16 protein-coding genes and 1 pseudogene are annotated in these 21,694 nt (G+C 48.7%); 7 read left to right on the top strand and 10 right to left on the bottom strand.

Translation table 11 applies throughout. The features are described 5' to 3' along the window. Window positions 1-75: 75 nt before the first annotated feature. From lpxP to SJI19_RS17100, 4 genes are all read right to left on the bottom strand, one after another. A complete protein-coding gene (gene lpxP / locus SJI19_RS17115; RefSeq protein ID WP_323479487.1) occupies window positions 76-999 on the bottom strand; it encodes a kdo(2)-lipid IV(A) palmitoleoyltransferase in 924 nt (307 codons plus the stop codon). Between the two features lie 350 nt (window positions 1,000-1,349). Beyond that, window positions 1,350-1,838, bottom strand: coding sequence for a hypothetical protein (locus SJI19_RS17110; protein WP_323479486.1), 489 nt, complete (start codon window positions 1,836-1,838; stop codon window positions 1,350-1,352). 250 nt (window positions 1,839-2,088) lie between these two features. Beyond that, window positions 2,089-2,301: an RNA chaperone/antiterminator CspA gene (gene cspA / locus SJI19_RS17105; RefSeq protein ID WP_323479485.1), complete on the bottom strand. Its 213-nt coding sequence runs from the start codon at window positions 2,299-2,301 to the stop codon at window positions 2,089-2,091. Between the two features lie 490 nt (window positions 2,302-2,791). Next, window positions 2,792-3,091, bottom strand: coding sequence for a hypothetical protein (locus SJI19_RS17100; RefSeq protein WP_323479484.1), 300 nt, complete (start codon window positions 3,089-3,091; stop codon window positions 2,792-2,794). Between the two features lie 906 nt (window positions 3,092-3,997). Here SJI19_RS17100 and SJI19_RS17095 point away from each other — a divergent pair. The 5 genes from SJI19_RS17095 (at window position 3,998) to SJI19_RS17075 (ending at window position 11,695) form a co-directional block, all read left to right on the top strand. Next, complete coding sequence (locus SJI19_RS17095; protein WP_323479483.1) at window positions 3,998-4,585, top strand: trypsin-like peptidase domain-containing protein; 588 nt, start codon at window positions 3,998-4,000, stop codon at window positions 4,583-4,585. 549 nt (window positions 4,586-5,134) lie between these two features. Beyond that, entirely contained in the window at window positions 5,135-5,602 is a 468-nt protein-coding gene (locus tag SJI19_RS17090) for a glycine zipper 2TM domain-containing protein (protein WP_323479553.1), read from the top strand. A 67-nt stretch (window positions 5,603-5,669) separates the two neighbouring features. Next, window positions 5,670-7,166, top strand: a complete 1,497-nt coding sequence (locus SJI19_RS17085; protein WP_323479482.1) for an alpha/beta hydrolase — start codon at window positions 5,670-5,672, stop codon at window positions 7,164-7,166. A 321-nt stretch (window positions 7,167-7,487) separates the two neighbouring features. Beyond that, entirely contained in the window at window positions 7,488-8,579 is a 1,092-nt protein-coding gene (locus tag SJI19_RS17080; RefSeq protein ID WP_323479552.1) for an efflux RND transporter periplasmic adaptor subunit, read from the top strand. An 11-nt stretch (window positions 8,580-8,590) separates the two neighbouring features. Then, entirely contained in the window at window positions 8,591-11,695 is a 3,105-nt protein-coding gene (locus SJI19_RS17075; protein ID WP_323479481.1) for an efflux RND transporter permease subunit, read from the top strand. Here the strand turns inward: SJI19_RS17075 and SJI19_RS17070 are convergent. Beyond that, window positions 11,690-12,655 carry an acyltransferase family protein gene (locus SJI19_RS17070; protein ID WP_323479480.1) on the bottom strand — a complete coding sequence of 322 codons (966 nt, stop codon included), beginning with the start codon at window positions 12,653-12,655 and terminating at the stop codon, window positions 11,690-11,692. The two genes, SJI19_RS17075 and SJI19_RS17070, sit on opposite strands and share 6 nt — an antisense overlap. A gap of 779 nt (window positions 12,656-13,434) precedes the next feature. Here SJI19_RS17070 and SJI19_RS17065 point away from each other — a divergent pair. Next, on the top strand, window positions 13,435-14,022 hold the full coding sequence (locus tag SJI19_RS17065; RefSeq protein ID WP_323479479.1) for an MT-A70 family methyltransferase: 588 nt from the start codon (window positions 13,435-13,437) through the stop codon (window positions 14,020-14,022). Between the two features lie 108 nt (window positions 14,023-14,130). Here the strand turns inward: SJI19_RS17065 and SJI19_RS17060 are convergent, their stop codons facing one another. From SJI19_RS17060 to SJI19_RS17040, 5 genes are all read right to left on the bottom strand, one after another. Beyond that, window positions 14,131-15,093, bottom strand: a complete 963-nt coding sequence (locus SJI19_RS17060; RefSeq protein WP_323479478.1) for an ABC transporter permease — start codon at window positions 15,091-15,093, stop codon at window positions 14,131-14,133. Next, a complete protein-coding gene (locus SJI19_RS17055) occupies window positions 15,090-16,067 on the bottom strand; it encodes an ABC transporter permease (RefSeq protein WP_323479477.1) in 978 nt (325 codons plus the stop codon). Before SJI19_RS17055 ends, SJI19_RS17060 begins: the two co-directional genes overlap by 4 nt. After that, window positions 16,060-17,541 (bottom strand): sugar ABC transporter ATP-binding protein, encoded by a 1,482-nt coding sequence (locus SJI19_RS17050; RefSeq protein WP_323479476.1) that lies wholly within the window; start codon window positions 17,539-17,541, stop codon window positions 16,060-16,062. Before SJI19_RS17050 ends, SJI19_RS17055 begins: the two co-directional genes overlap by 8 nt. A 74-nt stretch (window positions 17,542-17,615) precedes the next feature. Next, complete coding sequence (locus tag SJI19_RS17045) at window positions 17,616-18,548, bottom strand: autoinducer 2 ABC transporter substrate-binding protein (protein WP_416347558.1); 933 nt, start codon at window positions 18,546-18,548, stop codon at window positions 17,616-17,618. A 387-nt stretch (window positions 18,549-18,935) separates the two neighbouring features. Further along, window positions 18,936-20,009, bottom strand: coding sequence for a DUF1176 domain-containing protein (locus SJI19_RS17040; protein ID WP_323479474.1), 1,074 nt, complete (start codon window positions 20,007-20,009; stop codon window positions 18,936-18,938). 446 nt (window positions 20,010-20,455) lie between these two features. Between SJI19_RS17040 and SJI19_RS17035 the strand changes: the two are divergent. After that, window positions 20,456-21,694: pseudogene (locus tag SJI19_RS17035) on the top strand (hypothetical protein); the annotation flags it as partial.

The raw sequence follows: 21,694 nt of genomic DNA, 5'->3' as shown, positions 1-21,694 counted from the left end.
CAAGAGCGATTAATAGTCCTATTTCATCCGATTACCCTCCACGAAGAGAAAGACCTCATACTCGGTGTAACCTGGCTACACGTATAAAGAGCTCCCACCCACTGGCCGGGTTTTAAAACGTCGATGCATCCAAAGATATTGATCCGGGGCGCGCATAATCTCCTGTTCCACTATTTTATTCATATAGCAGGTTGCTGCCATCTCGTTGTCCAACGGATAGCCCTCAAGCTGAGGTTGGATCAATAGGCGATAACCGTTGCCATTTTTTTTACGAATCAATACCACCGGGACCAGTTTGGGTTTGGCCAGTCTGGCCAGAGTGTAGGTTCCACGGGTCGTTGCCGCCTGATTAACCGCGAAAAAAGGCGCGAAAATACTGCCCTTTGGGCCATAGTCCTGATCAGGGGCAAACCAGACCGTCTCACCTTGTTTTAATGACTGAACCATGCCACGTAAATCTTTACGATCCAGCATGGCTTTATTCGAGCGCATCCTGCCCCACGTTTGTACCAACTCCATCACTTTATTGTTATGAGGCCGGTACATTGCCATCATGGGCTGACATAACCCCATCGCACGTCCCCCCAATTCCAAGGACATAAAATGAATACCGATAACCATCACGCCTTGGTTATGCTCATTGGCCCGCTGCAAATTATGCAATCCATAGACATCAAACCAACGTCTAACTCGCGCATCGGACCAAAACCAAGCCATACCGGTCTCCATTAATCCCATACCGGCAGAGGTAAAATTATTGAGAATTGTGCGCTCACGTTTTCCTTTCTCCATATCAGGAAAACACAGTTCAAGGTTGCGGCGGGTGATGGCAACGCGGCGTTTGAGAAACCGCATGGAGTGACGCCCCAACCAACCGCCTAAAGCGTGTAACCATGGATAGGGTAACTGAACCAACAAGAACAGCACACCCAGACCGAACCAGGTAAGCCAATAACGGGGATGCAACAACTTTAGGGAAAATTTTTGAGGGTGTGCCATTTATCAATTCTTCATAAAATTCGCGTAAGCGCGGTGGGATGATACTCACCATCCGGTATTTAGGCAATTTACCCATACTCATTCAGGCGGCTGATGTGACATCATGACTTTTCACCTGAATCACTTGCCTGGGTAGACACTCGTACTCTCACATACTGAGAGTCCCGCGCGTTGATATCACTCGTGTATGGTGACATTATTGATTGCGGGAAGGAAGACATGATGTCTCAATGGCAGAAAACCGGGAAGCAGCCAGTGTACGCAGCCCGGCATAAGGAACAGTACAACCGCCATCAACTCCGGTAAATGGCTTTACCCGTTCACCCTTAAACGCAACGAAGGCGATAGTATTATTTATTAGTGCTTATCACGCTGGATTGTTTGTGGGTATTGGCCTGCGGCACTGTTGTCGGCACAGGTCTATCGGTAAAAGTATAATCACCGTTGGCATACACCACAAATGCCTGACACGCCTGCGTTGGCTTGGCTACACGGCGCATGGTGAGGCTACCGTACTGCATTTTATCGTCGGTTACGGTGATTTTCCGATATTCATTTTTAACATTAACGTTGTAGAGCTGCTCACCGCGCCAGGTCAATTTTCCCCGTCGTTCAATAGTCCGCTGCCATTGACGGCAATCCAGCGTATCTCCGGCCCGATTCACCACTAAACTGGCGATAACCGCCGGGTTTACTAAGCTTTTTTGTGGACCATCAGACATCCAGACACCGACAACATTCACTGGGGCTGGCGTTTGTGCTACCTGAGGGAAATCGGCGTAACCGGCACACCCGACCAGGTTAATCACTAACAAACCAGTGAAAATATTTTTTATCATACCCATATCCTTATTCAGTCGATGCGCAATTTTAACATTAAAACCTGACAAGGGTTAAAAGCATATTGGGGATATACACAACAGATGCCGAATTGCAGGCCGATAGTGGCCACCCACAGGCAAAAAAAAGCCAAAAAAAAGCCCCGACTAGGTCGAGGCTTAGAATTTTTAGGTCAGATTGAGGATTTTGATTGCTTAGGCCTAGGCCATTGTCGCTATCACAGGTGCCTTAATCTGCCTTATCTGTATATTACAGAGCTACAACGTTAGTTGCAGATGGGCCTTTCTGGCCTTGTTCGATAGTGAACTCAACCTGTTGGCCTTCGTCCAGGGTTTTGAAATCATTGCTCTGGATAGCGGAGAAATGAACAAACACGTCTTTGCTACCGTCAGCAGGAGTGATGAAACCAAAACCTTTACCAGCATCAAACCATTTTACTGAACCGGTCATTTTGTTAGACATTGTTGTTTCCTTTTAATAGGGCCGCCATAAGGCGATTGTGGTCTGCTTGTCAGGATTTACTTATGGGAGCACTAGAGAAGGAAATTCATAGGGAAATGATATCTTGATATACCACTTTCCGGAACAACTTTACTAAAATGACATTCATAAATAGGTCTGTACTACAAACCGGTGACGCTATTTACACATAGGAAGATTGTTATAGCAAGGTTTATTTTTATAATTTTTTTTCATCTTGTTAACTTCACAAACGCCGCAACTTGTACTATAGATATCGAAAAGAAGCCGTATAACTCATTGATATTCAAGATACGTTATCTGTACGTATCCCGGTGCACTCGGTGACCGGCGTGAAATGACGGCTTCTTTCGTTTAGCGGATTACGATGTTTTAGCAGTGTAGAACTGAGAATGCTGCGGGAAAATCAGACGCAGTAGGCACGACAGAACTTGTTTGCAAACCTGGAAAAGGCCACAGGAAGGCCGACACACTAAACTGCGATAATTTGATCCGCTACAATGGAATACCCACCATTCCATTCCATTCGCCCAGTGATCGTTAAGCGTTCACCGCGAAGATGCGCCATCAATTCAAGCGCCATAATGTCGAAACCGACGACGGTGAGAGGATAAGAACTGCGCTTGTCGCTCTCAGCCAAAATGGTTGCTTTGACCATTGGCCGCCCGGTATTGCCTTTAATCCGGCTTGGAGACTTGGTTATTACACCTGATAACGTTGTTGTTATCGGGTTACTGTTGGTTTCGGTGCGTTGCTGATGACTCGAATTCATGACAGGTATACCTCCGCTTTGTTCATTATCGCCTGAAACGATCTCCTATTTTACCTGATTATTGACCTTTTGTGCGAGGAATTGTTTAAGTATCGCGCAATTTAGGGTAATAGCACGGACAACGCCAGCAGTTGGCAGCACACACCCGCCGCGCCAATTGCACTTAAGTGCGATATTTTTCCATCAGGCCGAGGACAATCGCCTCGGTTTCAGCATCGGCCGCACCGGAAAATCATCCGCCCTAAAATGTATCTGGATAGTGGAACAGTTGACCCTGTGGTGGGAATAGTGAAACATGCCAAGATGCCGGAAAGATGCCGGAAAAGGGGTTAAGAACTGGTACACCATCATCCACTTGGACCATGCGTAGATATTATCAATTTGTTATAACCTTGTAATATTCGTTTCTATTTTTAAGCGGCAGTGATTTATATAAATGTGTCTGTGATAACCCTCACTACCGTAATAATAAAAAATTCTTTAATAATTAACCATTACGTTTAATTATCTCATCTGTATTGACTCATGTTCATTCATGCCTTTCGACCAGAGATTGTCATCGTTTGGTTAAAATCAAGCTTATTGAACAACACTAAAGTCACATGACAATGAGATAATTATCCTTACTTATTGATATTATTGAATTTAAAAAATAATATTTTGAACATGCAAACCCAAACCATCACATAAACTATAAAATTTACGTTAAGTACAAATAATACATTACTAATTTCAGTTAAGAACAGAATGCCTCCATTCGCTACATCATTTATTTGTGAATAATTTCACCATAAAGGCTAAAGAATTTTCACTTTTGTCCGTTAACTTTACTAGCTAACCCTATTAGCTGGGTTTGATCTCACAAGCGATCAATTTGATAAAAGACACTAACCCAAGCGGAAAAAAATGAAAATTCAATGTTTATTTACCCTGCTACCCTTATTTTTTTTAACCGCTTGTACCGGTGTCGGACATTACAAAGTGGATAAAACTGCAGAATCGAAAGCAGATATTCATTTTATCGGTATTCCGGTGCTGGCCGGCGCTATCGGCTCAAGTTTCCCCTTGACCCGGAAATACAGCCTCACCGCAGGTCATGTGGCAAAAATGATGATGGTACGGGTCAAAGCCTACAATCCCGTGTGTGATGTGGCTATCATTTATCATGACAATACCGGACGAAAACTTCCCAAAATGGAAACGGCCGATAAAGGGGACACCCTTAGCTTATACGGCTACAATGCCTATACTGCCATGCCAACCTCGTCCACTGGCGTGTTGAAAGAATTTGGTTGGTGGGATAAACCTGGCACCAGCTGTCTAGTCGGCCTAAGCGACGCTGGCGGCGTACCGGGAATGAGCGGTGGCCCGGTCTATGGTCACGATGGCGCAGTGGTCGGTGTATTTACCGCAACACATCCTAAAAGGAACCAGACCATGTTTGTGCCTTACCAAGAAATTGCCGGTTGGGTTAACAACGAGATCAAAAGCTAACGCTACCCGTTTTGCTAGGCTCGTTACCCATTCGAGGTTCTTCATCTGGTACGGATTAATCCAGACCGCGAACCCCCTAGGTCCTGTTGCTGAAACGCTGGTTTTTTCGCTCAGGTCAATTTTTTACCTGAACCAGCGTCTGGGAATTCGTGGCGTCAGCCACTGTCGGGCAACACAAGTTATTCTGGGCATATGCTAAAATACTGCATGATGCGCTTGGCGCTCAAACGGCACTGCCCGCCAGCACGGTTTACTGCACATGATAAGCCTGCAATTAGATTAGTATCAATTCTCCTCTGTTAAAATATCAATGCTCATTTTTAGCATTATATAGTTCTGTAATCATGATCCTGATCTCACTTCCGCGTAACGCGACATATTTACAACCCCAAACAGGCCATATTTAACAATGATTAAATTAATTAAATCGACCTGGACACCCTAAATAATATATCGTTATCCCACTCGATTTATTATTTAATGTGATTATAACGCGCCAGGCCAAAAGCTTGCGCCCTCTGTTATTAATAACATAAATGAGGGACCATGATGATCAGAACCTATATCGCTATAGCTATTGTAGCCACTCTGATAAACGGGTGTGCTAATAACCGAACATCGTCCGGTGATACGTTTACTGCTGCCGAGGCACGACAGATTCAAACTGTCACCTATGGTACGGTAGTTTCCGTTCGTCCCATCACCATTCAGGGCGGCAATGGTCAAAATGTTGCCGGCACCATAGGCGGCGGGGTCGTAGGGGGATTTTTGGGCAATACGATCGGCGGGGGGTCGGGCCGCAGTCTGGCAACCGCCGCTGGCGCGGTAGGTGGGGCCGCTGCCGGCAGTGGTATCCAAAGCGCCGCCAATCGTAGCGCCGGCGTTGAGCTGGAGATTCGGCGGGACGATGGTTCCACGATTATCGTCGCCCAAGCGCTAGGTACCAGTCAGTTTCATCCTGGACAACGGGTCGCTATCGCCTCAGGCGGCGGCAGGGTTACGGTTTCGCCCCGCTAGTCGCGGGTAGCCGATGCTGTGGAAAAACGAAGCACGTTGCAGGGTATATGTTACGAGGTAAAGCCCTATGTCACTTAGCGGCATACGCAGATGGTTAAAACGGATTTTATTGTTTATTATACTTTTTTCAGCCGGTGCATTTACACTAAGGATAATAGAAACTGAACGCGGGCCAAACCTTCAGTTATGGCATACCTACGTTCCCCACGATATGCATGCAGAGGACATTGATAAAACCGATTGGGCCGGTTATCTTGCAGCGGAAGATCTGCTATTCAAATCAGTACGTGAAAATGTTACCGATAAGCTGGCCCCGGCACAACAAACCCCGTTGAACCGCTATTTTTCTGGCAGTGTCATCTATCCAGATAACTTTGCCACCAATTGGAATCGTTCCTACATTCTGATGCCGGAGGGAACGCCTAAAGGTGCAGTGGTATTGCTGCACGGCCTGACCGACACCCCTTATAGCCTGCGTCATATTGCCGAAAACTACCGCCAGCGCGGTTTTGTTGCGCTAGGCATCCGGCTGCCGGCTCATGGCACAGTCCCTGGGGCGTTAACCGACGTCAAATGGGAGGATTGGTTGGCGGCCACCCGGCTCGCGGTACGTGAAGCTAAGCAGCTGATCGGTGAAGATTTACCGTTGCACATCGTGGGATTTTCCAACGGTGGCGCGCTGGCGATGAAATACGCCCTTGACGCATTAAGCACGCCTCAACTGGCTAAACCTAGCCGGATTGTTTTGATTTCCCCGATGATCGGCGTTACCCGGTTTGCGCGCTTCGCCGGTGTTGCTGGCTGGCCATCGTTTTTTCCGGCCTTTGCCAAGTCGGCCTGGCTGGGCATTGTGCCGGAGTTTAACCCCTTTAAATATAACTCATTCCCGGTTAACGGCGGACGTCAGTCGTTCCTACTGACCCAGGCGCTACAACAGCAAATTACCACCTACGCCAATGAAAATAAACTGGATGCCTTACCACCGATACTCACTTTTCAGTCGGTAATGGATTCTACCGTCAGCACCCGGGCGGTGATTACCGCGCTTTATGATCGACTGCCCGCGAATGGCAGCGAACTGGTGTTATTCGACTTAAATCAAGCGGAAAGCTTTGGCCCGCTGTTAAGAACCTCTTCGTATACGGCACTCGCGCGCCTGGTGACGCCCCCACCCCGTCATTACGTGCTCACTATCGTCACCAATATCGCTGCAGACAGTCTGGCCACTGAAGCAAGAACCACCCCTGCCGGACAAACCGAGGAACACACCGAGCGCTTAGGCATTGACTATCCAGCCGATATTTTTTCCTTATCCCATGTTGCGCTGCCATTTCCAATGAACGACTCGCTCTATGGACGTTATCCCGCACCTCGCAATCAATATGGTATTAGTCTGGGCGCGTTTGCCGCCCGCGGCGAGCGCGCAGTACTGGTGGTTGGATTGGATTCCCTGATGCGTCTTTCGTCCAATCCTTTTTATCCCTATATGCTAAAAAGGATCGACAGCAAAATTGGCGACGAAACGCCAAAACAGGCGACGCCTACGTTACTGCCAGTGAAATAACGCATTATGGTTTACGTCAGCACATTAATAGAATTAATCGATCGAGTTTTAACATGTCATTTTATCCTAAGGTCGATGAGTAAAATATTTATTATGTATAGATCCAAATGCTAACCAATGGAACAGGTCTATTAATTATGTTCAGATATCTGAATGATGAAGACTTCCGCATGTCGTTAAACATTGCGATAAAAGCGAGCCTACATGATTTCAATCTGCAGGTTAATAGGCGAATGTAGTTTACATTAAGATTCATAATAAATGGGTTGGCTTATGATAGCCGAATATAGATTATCATCATTGTTCCGATATGCCGCACTCATGGCGGGTGTTATTTTTTATCCCGCACTCCTGTGCGCGGCACCGCTCCCTGCCGTTACCGCTGCGGTTATCGAGCAACGCATTCCACAGCGTGCGCTGTCTTACCTTGGTCGCATAGAAGCCATCCAGTCAGTAGACGTGACAACCCGCACAGAAGGTTTTATTGCCAGCCGAGGGTTCGCGGATGGGCAAAAGGTCAAGGCCGGCGACCTGCTGTTCAATATTGATCCCGCAGTGCATCAGGCTCAGGTTGCCCAGGCGCAGGCCCAGGTGGACAGCGCCACCGCCACCGCCCGTCTTAAGCAGGTCAATTTAACGCGCATTCAGCGTCTGGGCGATCAGCGCACCGTCAGCCGAGCCGACGTCGATACGGCAATCGCCCAGCGAGATACCGCAAATGCAGCGCTGGCGCAAGCGAAGGCCAATCTGCAGATGCAGGAGTTACAACTGGGTTTTACCCGGATTACCGCGCCGATAGGCGGGCAGATTAGCCATAGCAATTTCAATGTTGGTAGCCTGATCAATCCCGCAAGCGGCTCGTTGGCGAATATCGTGCAGTTGGATCCTATCCGGGTCGCCATCGCCATCAATGAACAGGATTACATCGCTGCAGCCTACCGCCAGGCCGGCAAACTCGCCGATCTCTCCGCACAGGGTTATGTTCCTCGAATACGCTTAGCCAATGGACAGGCGTATCCGGAACCGGGCAGTTTTGAATCCGTGGATAACCATATTGATAGCCAGACCGGCACGGTTACGGTGCGCGCGCGCTTTCCCAATCCACGCCATCTTCTACTCCCCGGCGGAGTGGTCAATGTCTCATTGGTATCCAACCAGGTCGAGCCGGTGGTTATGGCACCTATCGCCGCCCTGCAGCAAGACCGAGACGGCTACTTCGTTTTATTAATCGATAAACAAAACCGGGTTGAAATAAGACGCGTGACGATAGGCACTCAATTTGACCAGGAATATGAGATTAAGCGCGGTCTGACCGCCGGCGATCGGGTGATGGTTGAAGGGTTGCAGCGCGTAAGCCCAGGCATGGAGGTTGAGGTAACCCTCACCACCGCTAACACCACGTCAACACCATAAGGGGCGCGGACATGCTGCATTTTTTTATTAGGCGCCCGAAATTCGCCATGGTTATCGCGGTAGTGATCGTTATCGTGGGTTTTACCGCGCTGAAAATTATCCCGGTTGAACAGTTTCCCGATATCGCGCCGCCGGTAGTCTCGGTCAGCGCACTCTATCCGGGTGCCAGCGCCCGGGATGTTTCTGAGGCGGTGGCATCGCCCATTGAAGCTCAAGTAAATGGCGTCAACCATATGCTTTATATGGACTCCAATAGCGCCAACAGTGGCGCTTATCAGCTAAACATCACCTTTGCCAGTGGCACCGATCCGGATATGGCGGCGGTGGAGGTCCAGAATCGAATCTCCCAGGTAAGCGCTCAACTGCCGGCGGAGGTCAATAACAACGGCGTATCCGTGCGTAAGCGCTCATCGAATATCCTATTGGGCATTAGCGTTTTTTCACCGAAACAAACCCTCAGCCCGTTGTTTGTCAGTAACTATGCCAGCCTGCGCATCCGCGATGCTCTGGCACGGATCGATGGCGTGGGAGATGTGCAAATATTCGGCGCTCGGGATTACAGTATGCGAGTTTGGCTTGATCCGCGCCGCATGGAGTCGCTGAACGTCAGCGTGGATGATATTGTGCAGTCACTGCGACAGCAAAATATTCAGGCTGCCGCCGGACAAATCGGTTCTCCACCGGCCCCCGCCCAGCAGCAGCGTACCCTGACGATAAGTGGTCAAGGAAGACTGCAGGACCCGCAACAATTCGCCCAGGTGATAATACGGACCAATGCACAAGGCGGCATGGTACGCCTCAAAGATGTGGCGCGAATCGATCTTGGCGCGCAAAACTATCAGGTTAATGCGGCACTTAATCTTACCGACTCGGCGTTTATGGGCATCTATCCCACGCCGGGTGCCAACGCACTGAACGTGGCCAAAGCCATAAAAGCGGAAATGGCACGTCAGGCTCTCGCCTTTCCCAATGATTTAACCTACGAAATCAAATATGACTCCACTGTCACCGTCACTGCGACGCTCGATGAAATTGCCATTTCCCTGGCCCTGACGCTGGTCGTGGTGCTTTTGGTGGTCTATTTATTTCTGCAAAGCTTACGCGCGACGCTTATCGTTGCACTCACCATCCCGGTTTCTCTGCTCGGTACGTTTGCTGTGTTGCTGATGGCCGGATTTTCCGCCAATACGCTAAGTTTATTCGCTATTATCCTGGCGCTGACGGTGGTGGTGGACGATGCTATTGTGGTAGTGGAGAACGTGGAACGCATATTGGCCCAGGACGCATCCTTAACCCCGGCGGCGGCAACAGCCCAGGCAATGACGCAAATTGCCGGGCCGGTCATCGCCACCACACTGGTCTTGATGGCGGTCTTTGTACCCATCGCCGTCTTGCCGGGCATAACCGGCGAATTATATCGGCAATTCGCGGTGACGCTTTCAGCGGCGGTGGTGCTCTCTAGCATCAACGCCCTGACCCTGACTCCGGCGTTATGTGCCGTATTACTCAAACGCCGTGTTCTTGCCACCACCGGTTTTTTTGGCGGGTTCAACCGTGGATTGGATCGCGTCAGGGATGATTATGTCAGGCTCACGCAACACGTTAGCCGGCGCGCCATGGTCAGCATAATCGCTTTGCTGATAGTGGGCACGGCGACCTGGCTAGGTTATAGCCGGTTGCCCACCTCATTTTTGCCCAACGAAGATCAGGGATTCTTTTTCGTTAACATTCAGTTGCCAGATGGCGCATCCCTTGAGCGTACCCAACAGGTGGTCAATCGGGCTTATGCCGTAATCAGGATAAATCCCGCCGTGGAAGATGTGATTAAAGTCACCGGCTTTAGCTTGTTAAGCGGCGGCAGTGCCACCAATAGCGCCTTTGCTATTGTATTGCTCAAACCTTGGGGTGAGCGCCAACATATCGATCACGTGCTGACGGACATTCAAGCGCGGCTTTCCGCCATTCCCTCTGCGATGATCATCGCATTCAATCCACCGGCCATTAGCGGACTGGGCAATGCTTCCGGTTTCGATTTACGCATCCAGGCGCTGGATGGACAATCGCCTCAGGCGCTGGCGCAGGTGACCGGTGCAGTGATCCTGGCAGCCAATCAGAGCCCGCTGCTAACGCGAGTCTTTACCACCTTTAGTGCGTCGGTGCCGGAAGTGGGCTTGTCTATCGACCGCGATCGTGCCGCATTACTGAACATTCCTATCAGCCGTATTTTTTCCACCCTGCAAACTGCCATGGGAGGGGTCAACATTGGTGACTTCATCCGTAACAATCGCATGTATAATGTACAGTTGCAAAATGATATGGATTTTCGTCAACGTCAGGAACAAATCCGCCAGATTACTGTTCGCAGTGATAACGGCACGTTGGTAAGACTGGGCAATTTGGTGCGGTTATCACCCGCCTTGGGCGCACCATTTATCAACAATTTTAACCAATTCCCTGCAGTATCAGTGAGTGGATCAGCAGTGGAAGGCGTCAGTTCCGGCCAGGCAATGAATGAGATGGAACGTTTAATGGCCAAACAGTTACCACCGGGATACGGCTATTCTTGGAGCGGTATGTCGTGGCAAGAACAACATGCCGGCGATCAGGCCTTGTTGATTTATGCCGCCGCATTGGTGTTTGCCTACCTGTTTTTGGTGGCACAATATGAAAGTTGGAGCATACCGATGGTGGTGATGCTATCGGTCATTTTTGCCATCGCCGGCGCCGTAGCCGGATTGCGTATAATGGGATTTGCCAACGATGTTTATGCGCAAATCGGCCTGGTGCTGCTCATAGGGCTGTCAGCCAAAAACACCATATTGATTGTCGAGTTCGCCAAAACCCGTCGCGAAGAAGGGGCTAGCATCGAAGACGCGGCGCGCGAAGGCGCACAACAGCGCTTTCGCGCCGTAATGATGACGGCGATTTCATTTATTCTTGGGGTGATGCCACTGGTACTGGCGACCGGTGCCGGTGCAATGAGTCGTCGTATTATTGGCATAACGGTATTCGGCGGCATGCTGATGGCCACGGTGGTAGGCATCATTTTGATCCCCGCATTGTATTTGCATATTCAGCGACTGCGGGAATGGATTAAAACCAAAGCACCGCTATAATGAAATCACTTGAGAGGTATATTTGTTCAATAACAGCAATCGCGAAACGATGACCGAGGCCATGAATACGGCCACTAATAACGTAAAACTCAAGCTGACGTTGTTAATATCATATGCGGTCGACAGTAAATAAAACACGCTATAGTGTATTATATAGACACCCACCATAGTCGGGCTGATAAAAGTGACCGTTTTTATAATAAAAGCCCGGCGAATAATGAGATTATCAAAAATCACAAACAGTAACAGACATAGCATTAAAATAATTAACGATTCAAGGAAGTACCAAGGTAATGGGCGGCCAGTCATATCATTTGAGATGAATTTTTCATACATGATAAGCAAAAACGCCGCGGGTGCAATGCCCATTCTCGCTACCCATAACATGCCATGGTTTTTTGTTAACCACTGCCCTCTTGTTCCACCGAGAATACGCCCAAATAAATAATAGGATATTGAGATAAAAATACCATAATAATCATAAAGATGAATAGCATAAAACGCCTCACGCGATGCGGTTGATAAATGCAATAGTACGGATAACACCACCAAAAACATCATGGCCAGGGAGGTGGTGATCAGATTATGCAACATCTTTTTTACTATAGGATGGCATATATAAATGATGGCAATAGTTAATAGAATGCCATTTTGCAACAAATACCCTTGTTTGAACAAACTGGTATCCACAAATAAAAATAATATATTCCAGAATGCTACAATTAAAAAAATGGATTTTATCTTTAAAAAAATATACCGCGACGTGATTTTACGTTCCTCATCAATGTAACCGACGATAATGAAAAATAACGGTTTTGCTATCATTGACAAGTAATAGAATGCGCTAAGCGTTTTTTCATGCAAGAAACACTCATAACCACAAATGTGACTCGTAGAATAATAGGTCACCGCCGTGAAACAGCTCAAGCTTTTCAGTGCATGAAGATTAACATTGTTCATAATTATCAATGCGCATTAATTGGCCAGTTATAGCAATAAACATAACACAGATGAAGCGGCAATGTGTGTGATTTAGATCCGCTAAACTCGCCCCCATAGTTTTATCATTGCAGGCAAACGATAAAGAATCTACTTCTGCTAAACTGGCTTAATGATCCGGCACAGCGAATAAAACCCCGTTTATTTTGCAAAATAGCACGAATAGTCCCACTATTTTAATAAATGTATGCTAGAGATAATTACATTGATTTTACCAGCATCTCAAGGCTACGATATGGCATGTGAAACCGGCGAGTTAAGCTATTCCCAAGTGACAACGTTGTGCTTTGCTGCTTTTTTTGTGTTAGCCATTGCCATGTGCTGGATGCAAGTCTGATAACAACACCAACAACAGCCCTCCTTCAGCCTTAAGAGTCCTACGGGCAGGTTTGACTCGCACCGGGTTTGAGTCATCTCCTCAAGCAAGCTTTTGTAGCAACTTGGTACGTTTTTACTACACTCACTTAACCTAATTTTTGTTATTCTAGCTGTGGCTTCCCCTATGAAGCCGTTCATTGTATTGATTTATTTGCCCGTATATCCACTTGCGGGCATTTTTTTGTCCCATCTCCGCAATCTACAACGTATGGTCCGCAGCGTCCCTGTAATATTCCCAACCGAATTCAAGTCACACTCTGGAGAGAAACAAGATTCGAACCAGGGGTCGCCGCGACAAATCTTGTCTATATTTAACCAAGGATGATTATAAAGCCATTTAAACGAGCTTAAGGAAAGCCGCCATGAAATATACGTTGATACTTGCTGACCCGCCGTGGCGGTACCGTGATAAATGTAAGGACGGCGCTCGAGGCGTTGAGTTCAAATACCCGGTGTTGACAACACAAGAAATCTGCCGGATTCCGGTATGGGATTTAGCCGACCCACATGCGTGCCTGCTGGCCATGTGGTGGGTTCCAACAATGCCCACCGAGGCACTAAAAGTGCTTGACGCTTGGGGCTTCAGGCTGATGACCATGAAAGGGCTTACCTGGCACAAAACCAATAAGTACAAAGGTAACTCAGCGATCGGTATGGGTCATATGACGCGTGCCAATAGTGAGGATTGCCTATTTGGGGTACGCGGACAGTTGCCCGCACGAATGGATGCATCAATTTGCCAACATTTTACTGCACCGCGCATGGAACATAGTGCGAAACCGCCGATGGCCCGCCACATGCTGGAACTGTTGCTTGGCGACGTCCCACGCATTGAACTGTTCGCCAGGAGCTGTAACGACGGCTGGGCCCAGTGGGGTAATGTGTGTGAAAACAGCATAGAGTTATGGCAAGCACGCTCCGGCGCCAGGGAATATGACGCCAGGTATTGATTATCACCACGATTAAAAAGGCGTGGATAGATAACGTGGTGTTTATTTATCTGCGACCTGGAGGTCATGATATTGGCTACATTTCCGGCTACCTGCGCGTCATCCAACTCAGTCGCGCGCCAAAAATGGCAGCCGCTCCCCTTTTAGGAACAAAAACGCCAACAGCAATCCTCCCCATAACGCCATGGTGAGATAACTGCTGACCCCCATCATATTCAGTCCGCTTTCCAATAACTGTAGCAGCACCAGCGCCAACACCATGCCAATAATCCGCCCGAACCCCCCATCCGGATTGATGCCGCCCAGCACCGCCGCCAGAATGCTGGTTAATAGATAGGACTCACCGTAGCCGGCCTTGGCCGAATTCAACTTAGACATCATGAGTAAGGCCGCCGCCACGCAGAGCAATGAGGAAATGATATACACCATGATCAGCGTGCGCGGCGTATTAATTCCGCTATAGTGAGCCGCGCGCGGATTAGAACCCATCAGATAGATACGTCGGCCCAACGCAGAGCGTTCCAGGACCACCCAAAGCACCAGCGCCACGGCGGCAAACAGAAACACCGGTAACGGAATACCCAGCCAACTGCTTTGGTTTAACCACAACACATACTCCGGAAAATTGGAAATAGCACTGCCCTTTGACAACACAATGGTCACCCCCTTGAGTAATGTCATCATTCCGAGGGTGGCCAAGATCGGCGAGACCCGAATCAAGGCAATCAAGACACCGTTAACGCTACCAATAAGTACCGCCATCGCCATACCAGCCAACAGCATCAATAATACGCTGCCGAGCGAAGGCGCCATATGCGTGGCTACCCAAGCCATCACCAGGGCACAACAGTTAGTCGTGGCGATGATCGACAGGTTAATGCCGCCGGTTAGCATGGTGATAGCCATCGCAAACGCCAGCACCCCAAGTACGGGCATCTGTGACGCCACCGACTGAAAGTTAGCGATCGACCAGAACACACCGGGGATCTGTAGACTAAATACCACGATCACCACAGCAATCAACAGCAACAGATAACGCTCCACATTGTCTTTAATTTTTGCCCCGCTCATGACAGTACCTCTAATTTACTGCGCTGACTCCACGCAGTGGTGCTAATGCTAACCACTATGACCAAACCGATGATGACCGTATGCCAATAGGAGGAGATGCCCAGGAGGTTAAGACCGTTTTGCAGTATTGCCAGCAGTACCACGCCCAGCACGGTGCCGGTCAGGGTGCCCCGACCACCGACGATGCTGGTGCCGCCAAGCACCACCGCGGCCAGTACCGTTAACTCATAGCCCAGCAGCGAATCGGGCGCCACCGTCATCACGGTATAGGACTGCACCACGCCGGCAACCCCGGACAACAGTCCCATAAGGCCATACACAAATAACTGCAGCCGGAAAAGACTAAATCCCAGCCGCGAAGCCGCCTCAGGGTTACCGCCCATCGCATAGATCTGTCGGCCAATGCGGGTGCGGTTCATCAGTACGCCCGTCGCCACCAATACCACCAGCAATGTCAACATCGGCAATCCGATCGGGTAGTCGTAGCCATTAACGTTGAAATTCATCAGTACCAAACCACCCTCAAACCAGCGGGGGTATTGGTACAACCACACGCCTTTTGACAGATACAGCAGCAAACCATAAAAAATATTGAGCGTGGAAATAGTGATAATAATACTGGGCACCCGCAAACGATTGACCAGCACCGCATTCACCAAACCTAAAATCATGCCGACCCCTCCGGCAATCATGAATGCCACCAGAAAGTTGCCACCCACTTTCATCAACAGCGTCACCATCACATACTGGGCAATGATGGTGATCGCGGGAAATGAGATATCAACGCCGCCCGAAATCAACACGATAAACAACCCACAGGCAAGGATCAGCAGCATGGCGTAGTTATTGACCAAATCGTACAGATTGCCCAAGGTCAAAAAATCAGCGCTTCTGCTCGAAAATACCGCCGCGAGCACAATAATCGTTACCGCCAGCAGCCATTCATGTGGTCGCAGGATTTTGTTGCTAACCATTAACCACCTCCGCCAACTGCGCTTCACTGGTCTGTGCGGGCAGAAATTCGGCCACCAGATGGCCCGCCCGCATCACCAATATGCGATGACTGTTGTAATAGGCTTCTTCTATTTCATCGCAAATCATCAGTACCGCCAGCCCTTGGGCCGCCAGTTCATTAATAATACGGTAAATACCGGCTTTGTTGGCGATATCAACACCAACCGTGGGCGAATCCAGGATCAGCAACCGCGGGCGGATGGCTAGCCACTTGGCAATGGCAACCCGTTGGGCATTACCGCCGGATAGAGTATTGACCGGCAGAGAGGTGTTATCGGCTTTGATCGTCAGCCGAACGATCATTTCATCAACCAGTTCGCTAACGCGTTGCTCGTCAATCAAGTGGATCGCCGTGCGCAGTTGCGGCAGTACCGTAGAAATAATGTTGTCGGCGATGGACTGCTCCATGACCAACCCGGTACTCATCCGATCTTCCGACACGTAACCGATGCCGACAGCTATCGCGTCCCGGTTACTGCGTAGCTTGACCGGATGACCATCGATCTGAATCTGGCCGCTATCGGCCCGGGTGAGGCCGAATAAACTCAGGCACAGTTCGGTACGACCGGCACCAAGTAGCCCGGTAATTGCCACGATCTCTCCTTGCCGAACCTGTAGAGAGACCTCATGATACTGACGCTGACGGCTAAGCTGTTCAACCTTGAGCACCACCGGCGTGTCGCCGGGATGGGGAGGCAACACCTGATAATCAAATGCCAGCCCGGTCATGAGGAACGCTAACTGCTTGCTGCCCATATCCGCGGCCGGGAAGGTACCTATCTTCTCTCCGTCCTGCAGTACGGTAATACGATCGGATACCTCCATCACCTCGTTGAGCCGATGACTCACAAACACCACACAAATACCGCGCGCCTTAAGCTGATGCACCAAACGTAAAAGCCCTTTGACCTCGGCCATGGTGAGTGACGCGGTAGGCTCATCCATGATGATAAGCCGCGCATCCTGTGCCAGTGCGCGGCTGATCGCCACCAGTTGGCGCTGAGCAATAGAGAGATTTTCCAACGTGGCATCCAGATCCAACGTGATACCGATGTCGCGCAGGGTACGCGCGGCCAGTTCGTGCAATTGCGATCGGTTAACCCAGAACTGCTGATGATAAAGATTAATAGCGATATTCTCAGCCACGCTCAAATTAGGGAACAACGACAGATCCTGATAGATAACCTGAATACCGCGTCGCACTGATTCACCGGGCGTCAGATGACTGACGAGGTTGCCCTCGATATTAATCGACGCACCGGGATCGGGCTGGTAGACGCCAGAGATAATTTTAATCAGTGTGGATTTGCCGCAACCGTTCTGGCCAACCAGGCAGTGGACTTCACCGGGTAACAGCGTCAGTTCGACAGCATTTAGTGCCTTGACGCCATAGAAGGTCTTGCTGACGTTTTCAAGAATAATTAAGGGCTTCATTGCCACCTCTTACTACCACGTTAGCAGGCAAAGACGGGCGGCCCAAAAAAAACGGCCGCCCGATACGCGATTAATTAATAAAGACTATCGATGTTATCTTTGGTCACACGCAACACCTTGTGGAAACGGATCACCCGCTGTGCGGTGTCGACGTCAGCTTTACCGATACCCGGGATGTCCAGCCCCTGACCGATGGTTTCACCCTTGATCAACTTGGCAGCTACGGCGACCAACGCATAACCCGCCGACGCCGGATCGTAGGTGATGCCCATGGTAATGTCACCGCTCCTGATCAACGACGCCGCCTGGGAAGGGATCATCATGCCGAACACATGCACTTTTTCTTTGGCTCGTTTTTCCTTCACGGCGCGGCCGGCGCCTATTGGACCCTGCGATCCAAAGGCAACAACGGCTCTCAAATCCGGATGTGCTTTCATCAGATCCAGCGTGGTGCGACGCGAGTCATCAATGCTTTCCGAGACCGGCATACGATTGGTAACTTCATGCATATCGGGATAATGTGCCTTTTGATACTTCACAAACAGGTCGGCCCATAGGTTATGTTGCGGCACCGTCAGGCTACCCACGTACAGAACGTATCCCCCTTTGCCGCCAATGGACTTGGCCACATCTTCCACGTAGTCAGCGGCAAACTTTTCATTGTCGATGATTTCCACGTCCCAATTGGCGCTGGGCTGTCCTGGCGATTCGTTGGTCAGTACCACAATGCCGGCGTCCCGTGCCTTCTTGAAAACAGGCTCAAGCACATCCGCATCGTTGGGTACGATAGAGATCGCAGCAACTTTTTTGGCAATCAGATCCTCAATGATTTTGACCTGCTGCGGAGCATCGGTACTGGCGGGGCCAACCTGGTAAGCATTGACGGAAAAGTCCTTACCGGCCTGGGTAACACCTTCGCCCATACGGTTGAACCACGGCATGCCAGCGACTTTAGAGATATTGACAATTTCGGGAGGAGCCGCGAATGCCGACGATGTGCTTATCATCAGCCCCAGACAGCTCGCGGTGAGCCAGTGTTGCAAGGTATGTTTATTCATTTGTTGCCTCGCGTAATCGATTTATATTGTTATTTGTAGGGAACAGGTATTGGTCGTTAGCGGCTACCACGCCAAATGGCGATGGTTTTGGCAGCGATGCACGGTTGAGCACAGAGTTATGCCGCAACTGAAGTTAATATTGAGGGGAAATGGAATATAATCCATGTACAAATTGGCTATATGGTATGGATAACGTTAATAAAATTGATAATTGAGATAACGGTCACAATCAAACGTTAAAACAAAACAATATTTCAAAATTTATGCAAAATCTCATACAAAAAAGTTAGTTCAGACTGCGGGAAAAGCATATATCATCCCACAATCTGTAGCCTGTCAGTGTGTTATTACTTTTGTCTTGAGTGTCGGCAGGTTCCAGGCACCGCCCGCACGAATCAGCATGCAACGCCCCGAATCCCCGATAGCACTCGGTACAAAACGTTTACCGTCCCATGTCCAATATTTGTAGCTCCAGCAATCACCTAACCCTCTCCCCTTCATGGCAAAATCAACCATGCCATCGTCGTAGGATGTTGCACTGTCCGTCACTATCACCGGGATGGATGACATATCGTTATTAATGACAAAATACACGTCACCACTGTTATAGGCCCCCATCCAGCATGAGGCACTCACCAAAGATTGTTTTTCATCAAGCCTGGCAATTTGCCAAGTTTCCTTGAGTCGTTCTTCATCACAACTATCATGACCGCCTGCGATAAGTTTCATTAAAACAGGTTTTATCCGCGCCGTTTCCTGAGCGGTCATATCCCGACTTTTTTTATCACGTACCGGAGCCTTGATAATAATGGGCTCTGGTACCGGCAGTTTGACGCCAGACTCACTGTTGTGCCCTTTCTTCACCAGGGCGCCGGTGGTGCCTATTCTGCCCTGCACATCATCCATTTTCAGCAATACTGCACTAGAGCCGGCACCCGAAAAAATGTATTCATTAACATTGTCTTTAAACCTGATGTCGCTGTCCCGACGCAGCGCCTGCATAAACGCAGTGAATTGAGCACGGTTCATTTTCCAGGCATCTTCATCGGCCGACAGCAACGTGCCCAATGAATGGTTATCTATCAGCAAAAGTGGCACACCAGGGGGTTTACTGGCAGTGTCTCCATCATAGTCTGCGAGCATGACCTGGTTTGTTACCGGGGTAGCCGGACCGGCCTTTCGGGTCAGCAGGACCGTTGCTGCGGGAATACTGTCTGATGTTGAATAACCCGCCGCACGACAGGTCAGGGTGTTATCGCAAATCAGATCCCAGTCTTTGTGAGAGAAACTGACTGATTGCTCAGAAGGGATGGCGTGAACGCCCGGTGATACCACCAACGCCAGACCGGCCATAAGTAACTGGACACTGCGTTTACTGAACACTGCTGGAGTATGATTCCATTTCTTCATAATTCATCCATTTAACTATATGAAAGAGCCAAAATTATTTACATTTTAACGTGAAGCGCACCATTAAAGGAGGGGAACCCCTAAAATTCCCGATTTATCATCGACTTTCCTTCTTCGCATACCGTTGATACAATGCATCACATCTCAAATATGACTTCATAAAAACACGGCTCAATCATCTATAATACGTAAGCAGGGACGATGAAATTTTATGTATCGGCACCAGCGGGGTTAATTAATATAGTAGTAAAATACCGCAATCATTAAATAATAAATTATATTTTCACACTCTAAAATAACCCGACCATTACATTACCATTTAATATTCATTTACTTTATCCATGTTCTATTTATTCATAAATGAAATGAAACTCAACACCATATAAATGTGAACACCTATCTAATTTCAATTCAAATAATATAAATTTAAATACAAAAGAGATGGTATGAATATAGGATCTTGTGGACCTTCACCAGGGAATAACTGCGGGCGTCAGACGAATTCAAATAACAATTGTGGTAATAGGGGTGGTGGTGGAGGGAATAGCAGTGGCATTAGCGATACACGGTCTGTTAGCAATAATCAAGCACGCTTGTGTATAGGAGGTGGCTGTGATAAAGGCGGATCTGGCGGTTCAGGTTCCTCAACATCTCGTGCGCATAGCCAAATGACTCATGGTGGGAACGGAGGGCCGGGGCAACCAAATCATGGTTCTAGTAGTACATATCCCTCAAATTATAATAATAGTGCTGCTGCTCGGGTACAACAATTCGAATCTGTGAGAATTAATGATTTGAATGCCCTTAGCCAAGGGTTTCAGCCTCAAATAGATGCAGCGCAGGCATTAATAAATGAAGCCCAAGCCGAGTGCCAACAAGAACATGATGCGTATTATGCTGTGCCTGGTGCGACGACCGTGGAAGGTGCTTTAGCAAATGACGAATTTACGCGACTCCAAATTTTACATATTCAGCATAAAAGAAATATTGCCTACCAATTAGTCATTGATACGGACCGACACATTGAAAACCTTAGTCATGAAGTGGCCGCATTAGACAAAGCCCGGGGGTCTACACATATTACCGAATTTAACGAACCTTATTACCGTAGGGCACACCAACTCAACCTCGATAAGCATAGGCGGGTCTTACTCGTACAAGCTGCCGATACGCGGGCTGAACAATTCAGTAAGGCTGTATTCAGAAAGACGGAGACAGCAAATCACGTAGTCAATGTCAGAAATCATCTAGCTCGAGTGAAAGAAATTGAACAACAAAAGCAGATACAAGAGGCGGCAAGAATAGCTAATGAAGCGGCTAAACAGGCCAGCGATTTAGCCGATAAAATGCGTTTTTTAAGCACGTCTCAGCAAGCGGCCAAAGCAAAAGAGATGAAGGTTTGCGACACATTAACATGTGAAGTCGGGAAAGAAGTCACGCAGATAACCAGTCAGGTCAGTCAGAATGTGGCATTTTCCTCCAGCCAAGCGCTCGCCATCGCGGGAACCACCACATTGGCACCATCAGCATCGTTGGTAGAAGGGTCAAAAGTATTAGCCGAATTAAACCGTCTTGCCTATTTGAAAGCGGGGCCTATGGTATTGGCTGGCGCCACCCTTTTCTACTCAAAATCTATTGGTATCAATAGTGATAAGGTTCCTGGCGGTAAACAATTCAAGCATACA

The organism is Acerihabitans sp. TG2 (assembly GCF_035013185.1).
In the GTDB taxonomy this organism is placed as follows: Bacteria; Pseudomonadota; Gammaproteobacteria; order Enterobacterales; family Enterobacteriaceae; genus Acerihabitans.
Note: the sequence above shows the minus strand (reverse complement) of the source record. Positions and strands in the feature narration are given on the sequence as shown.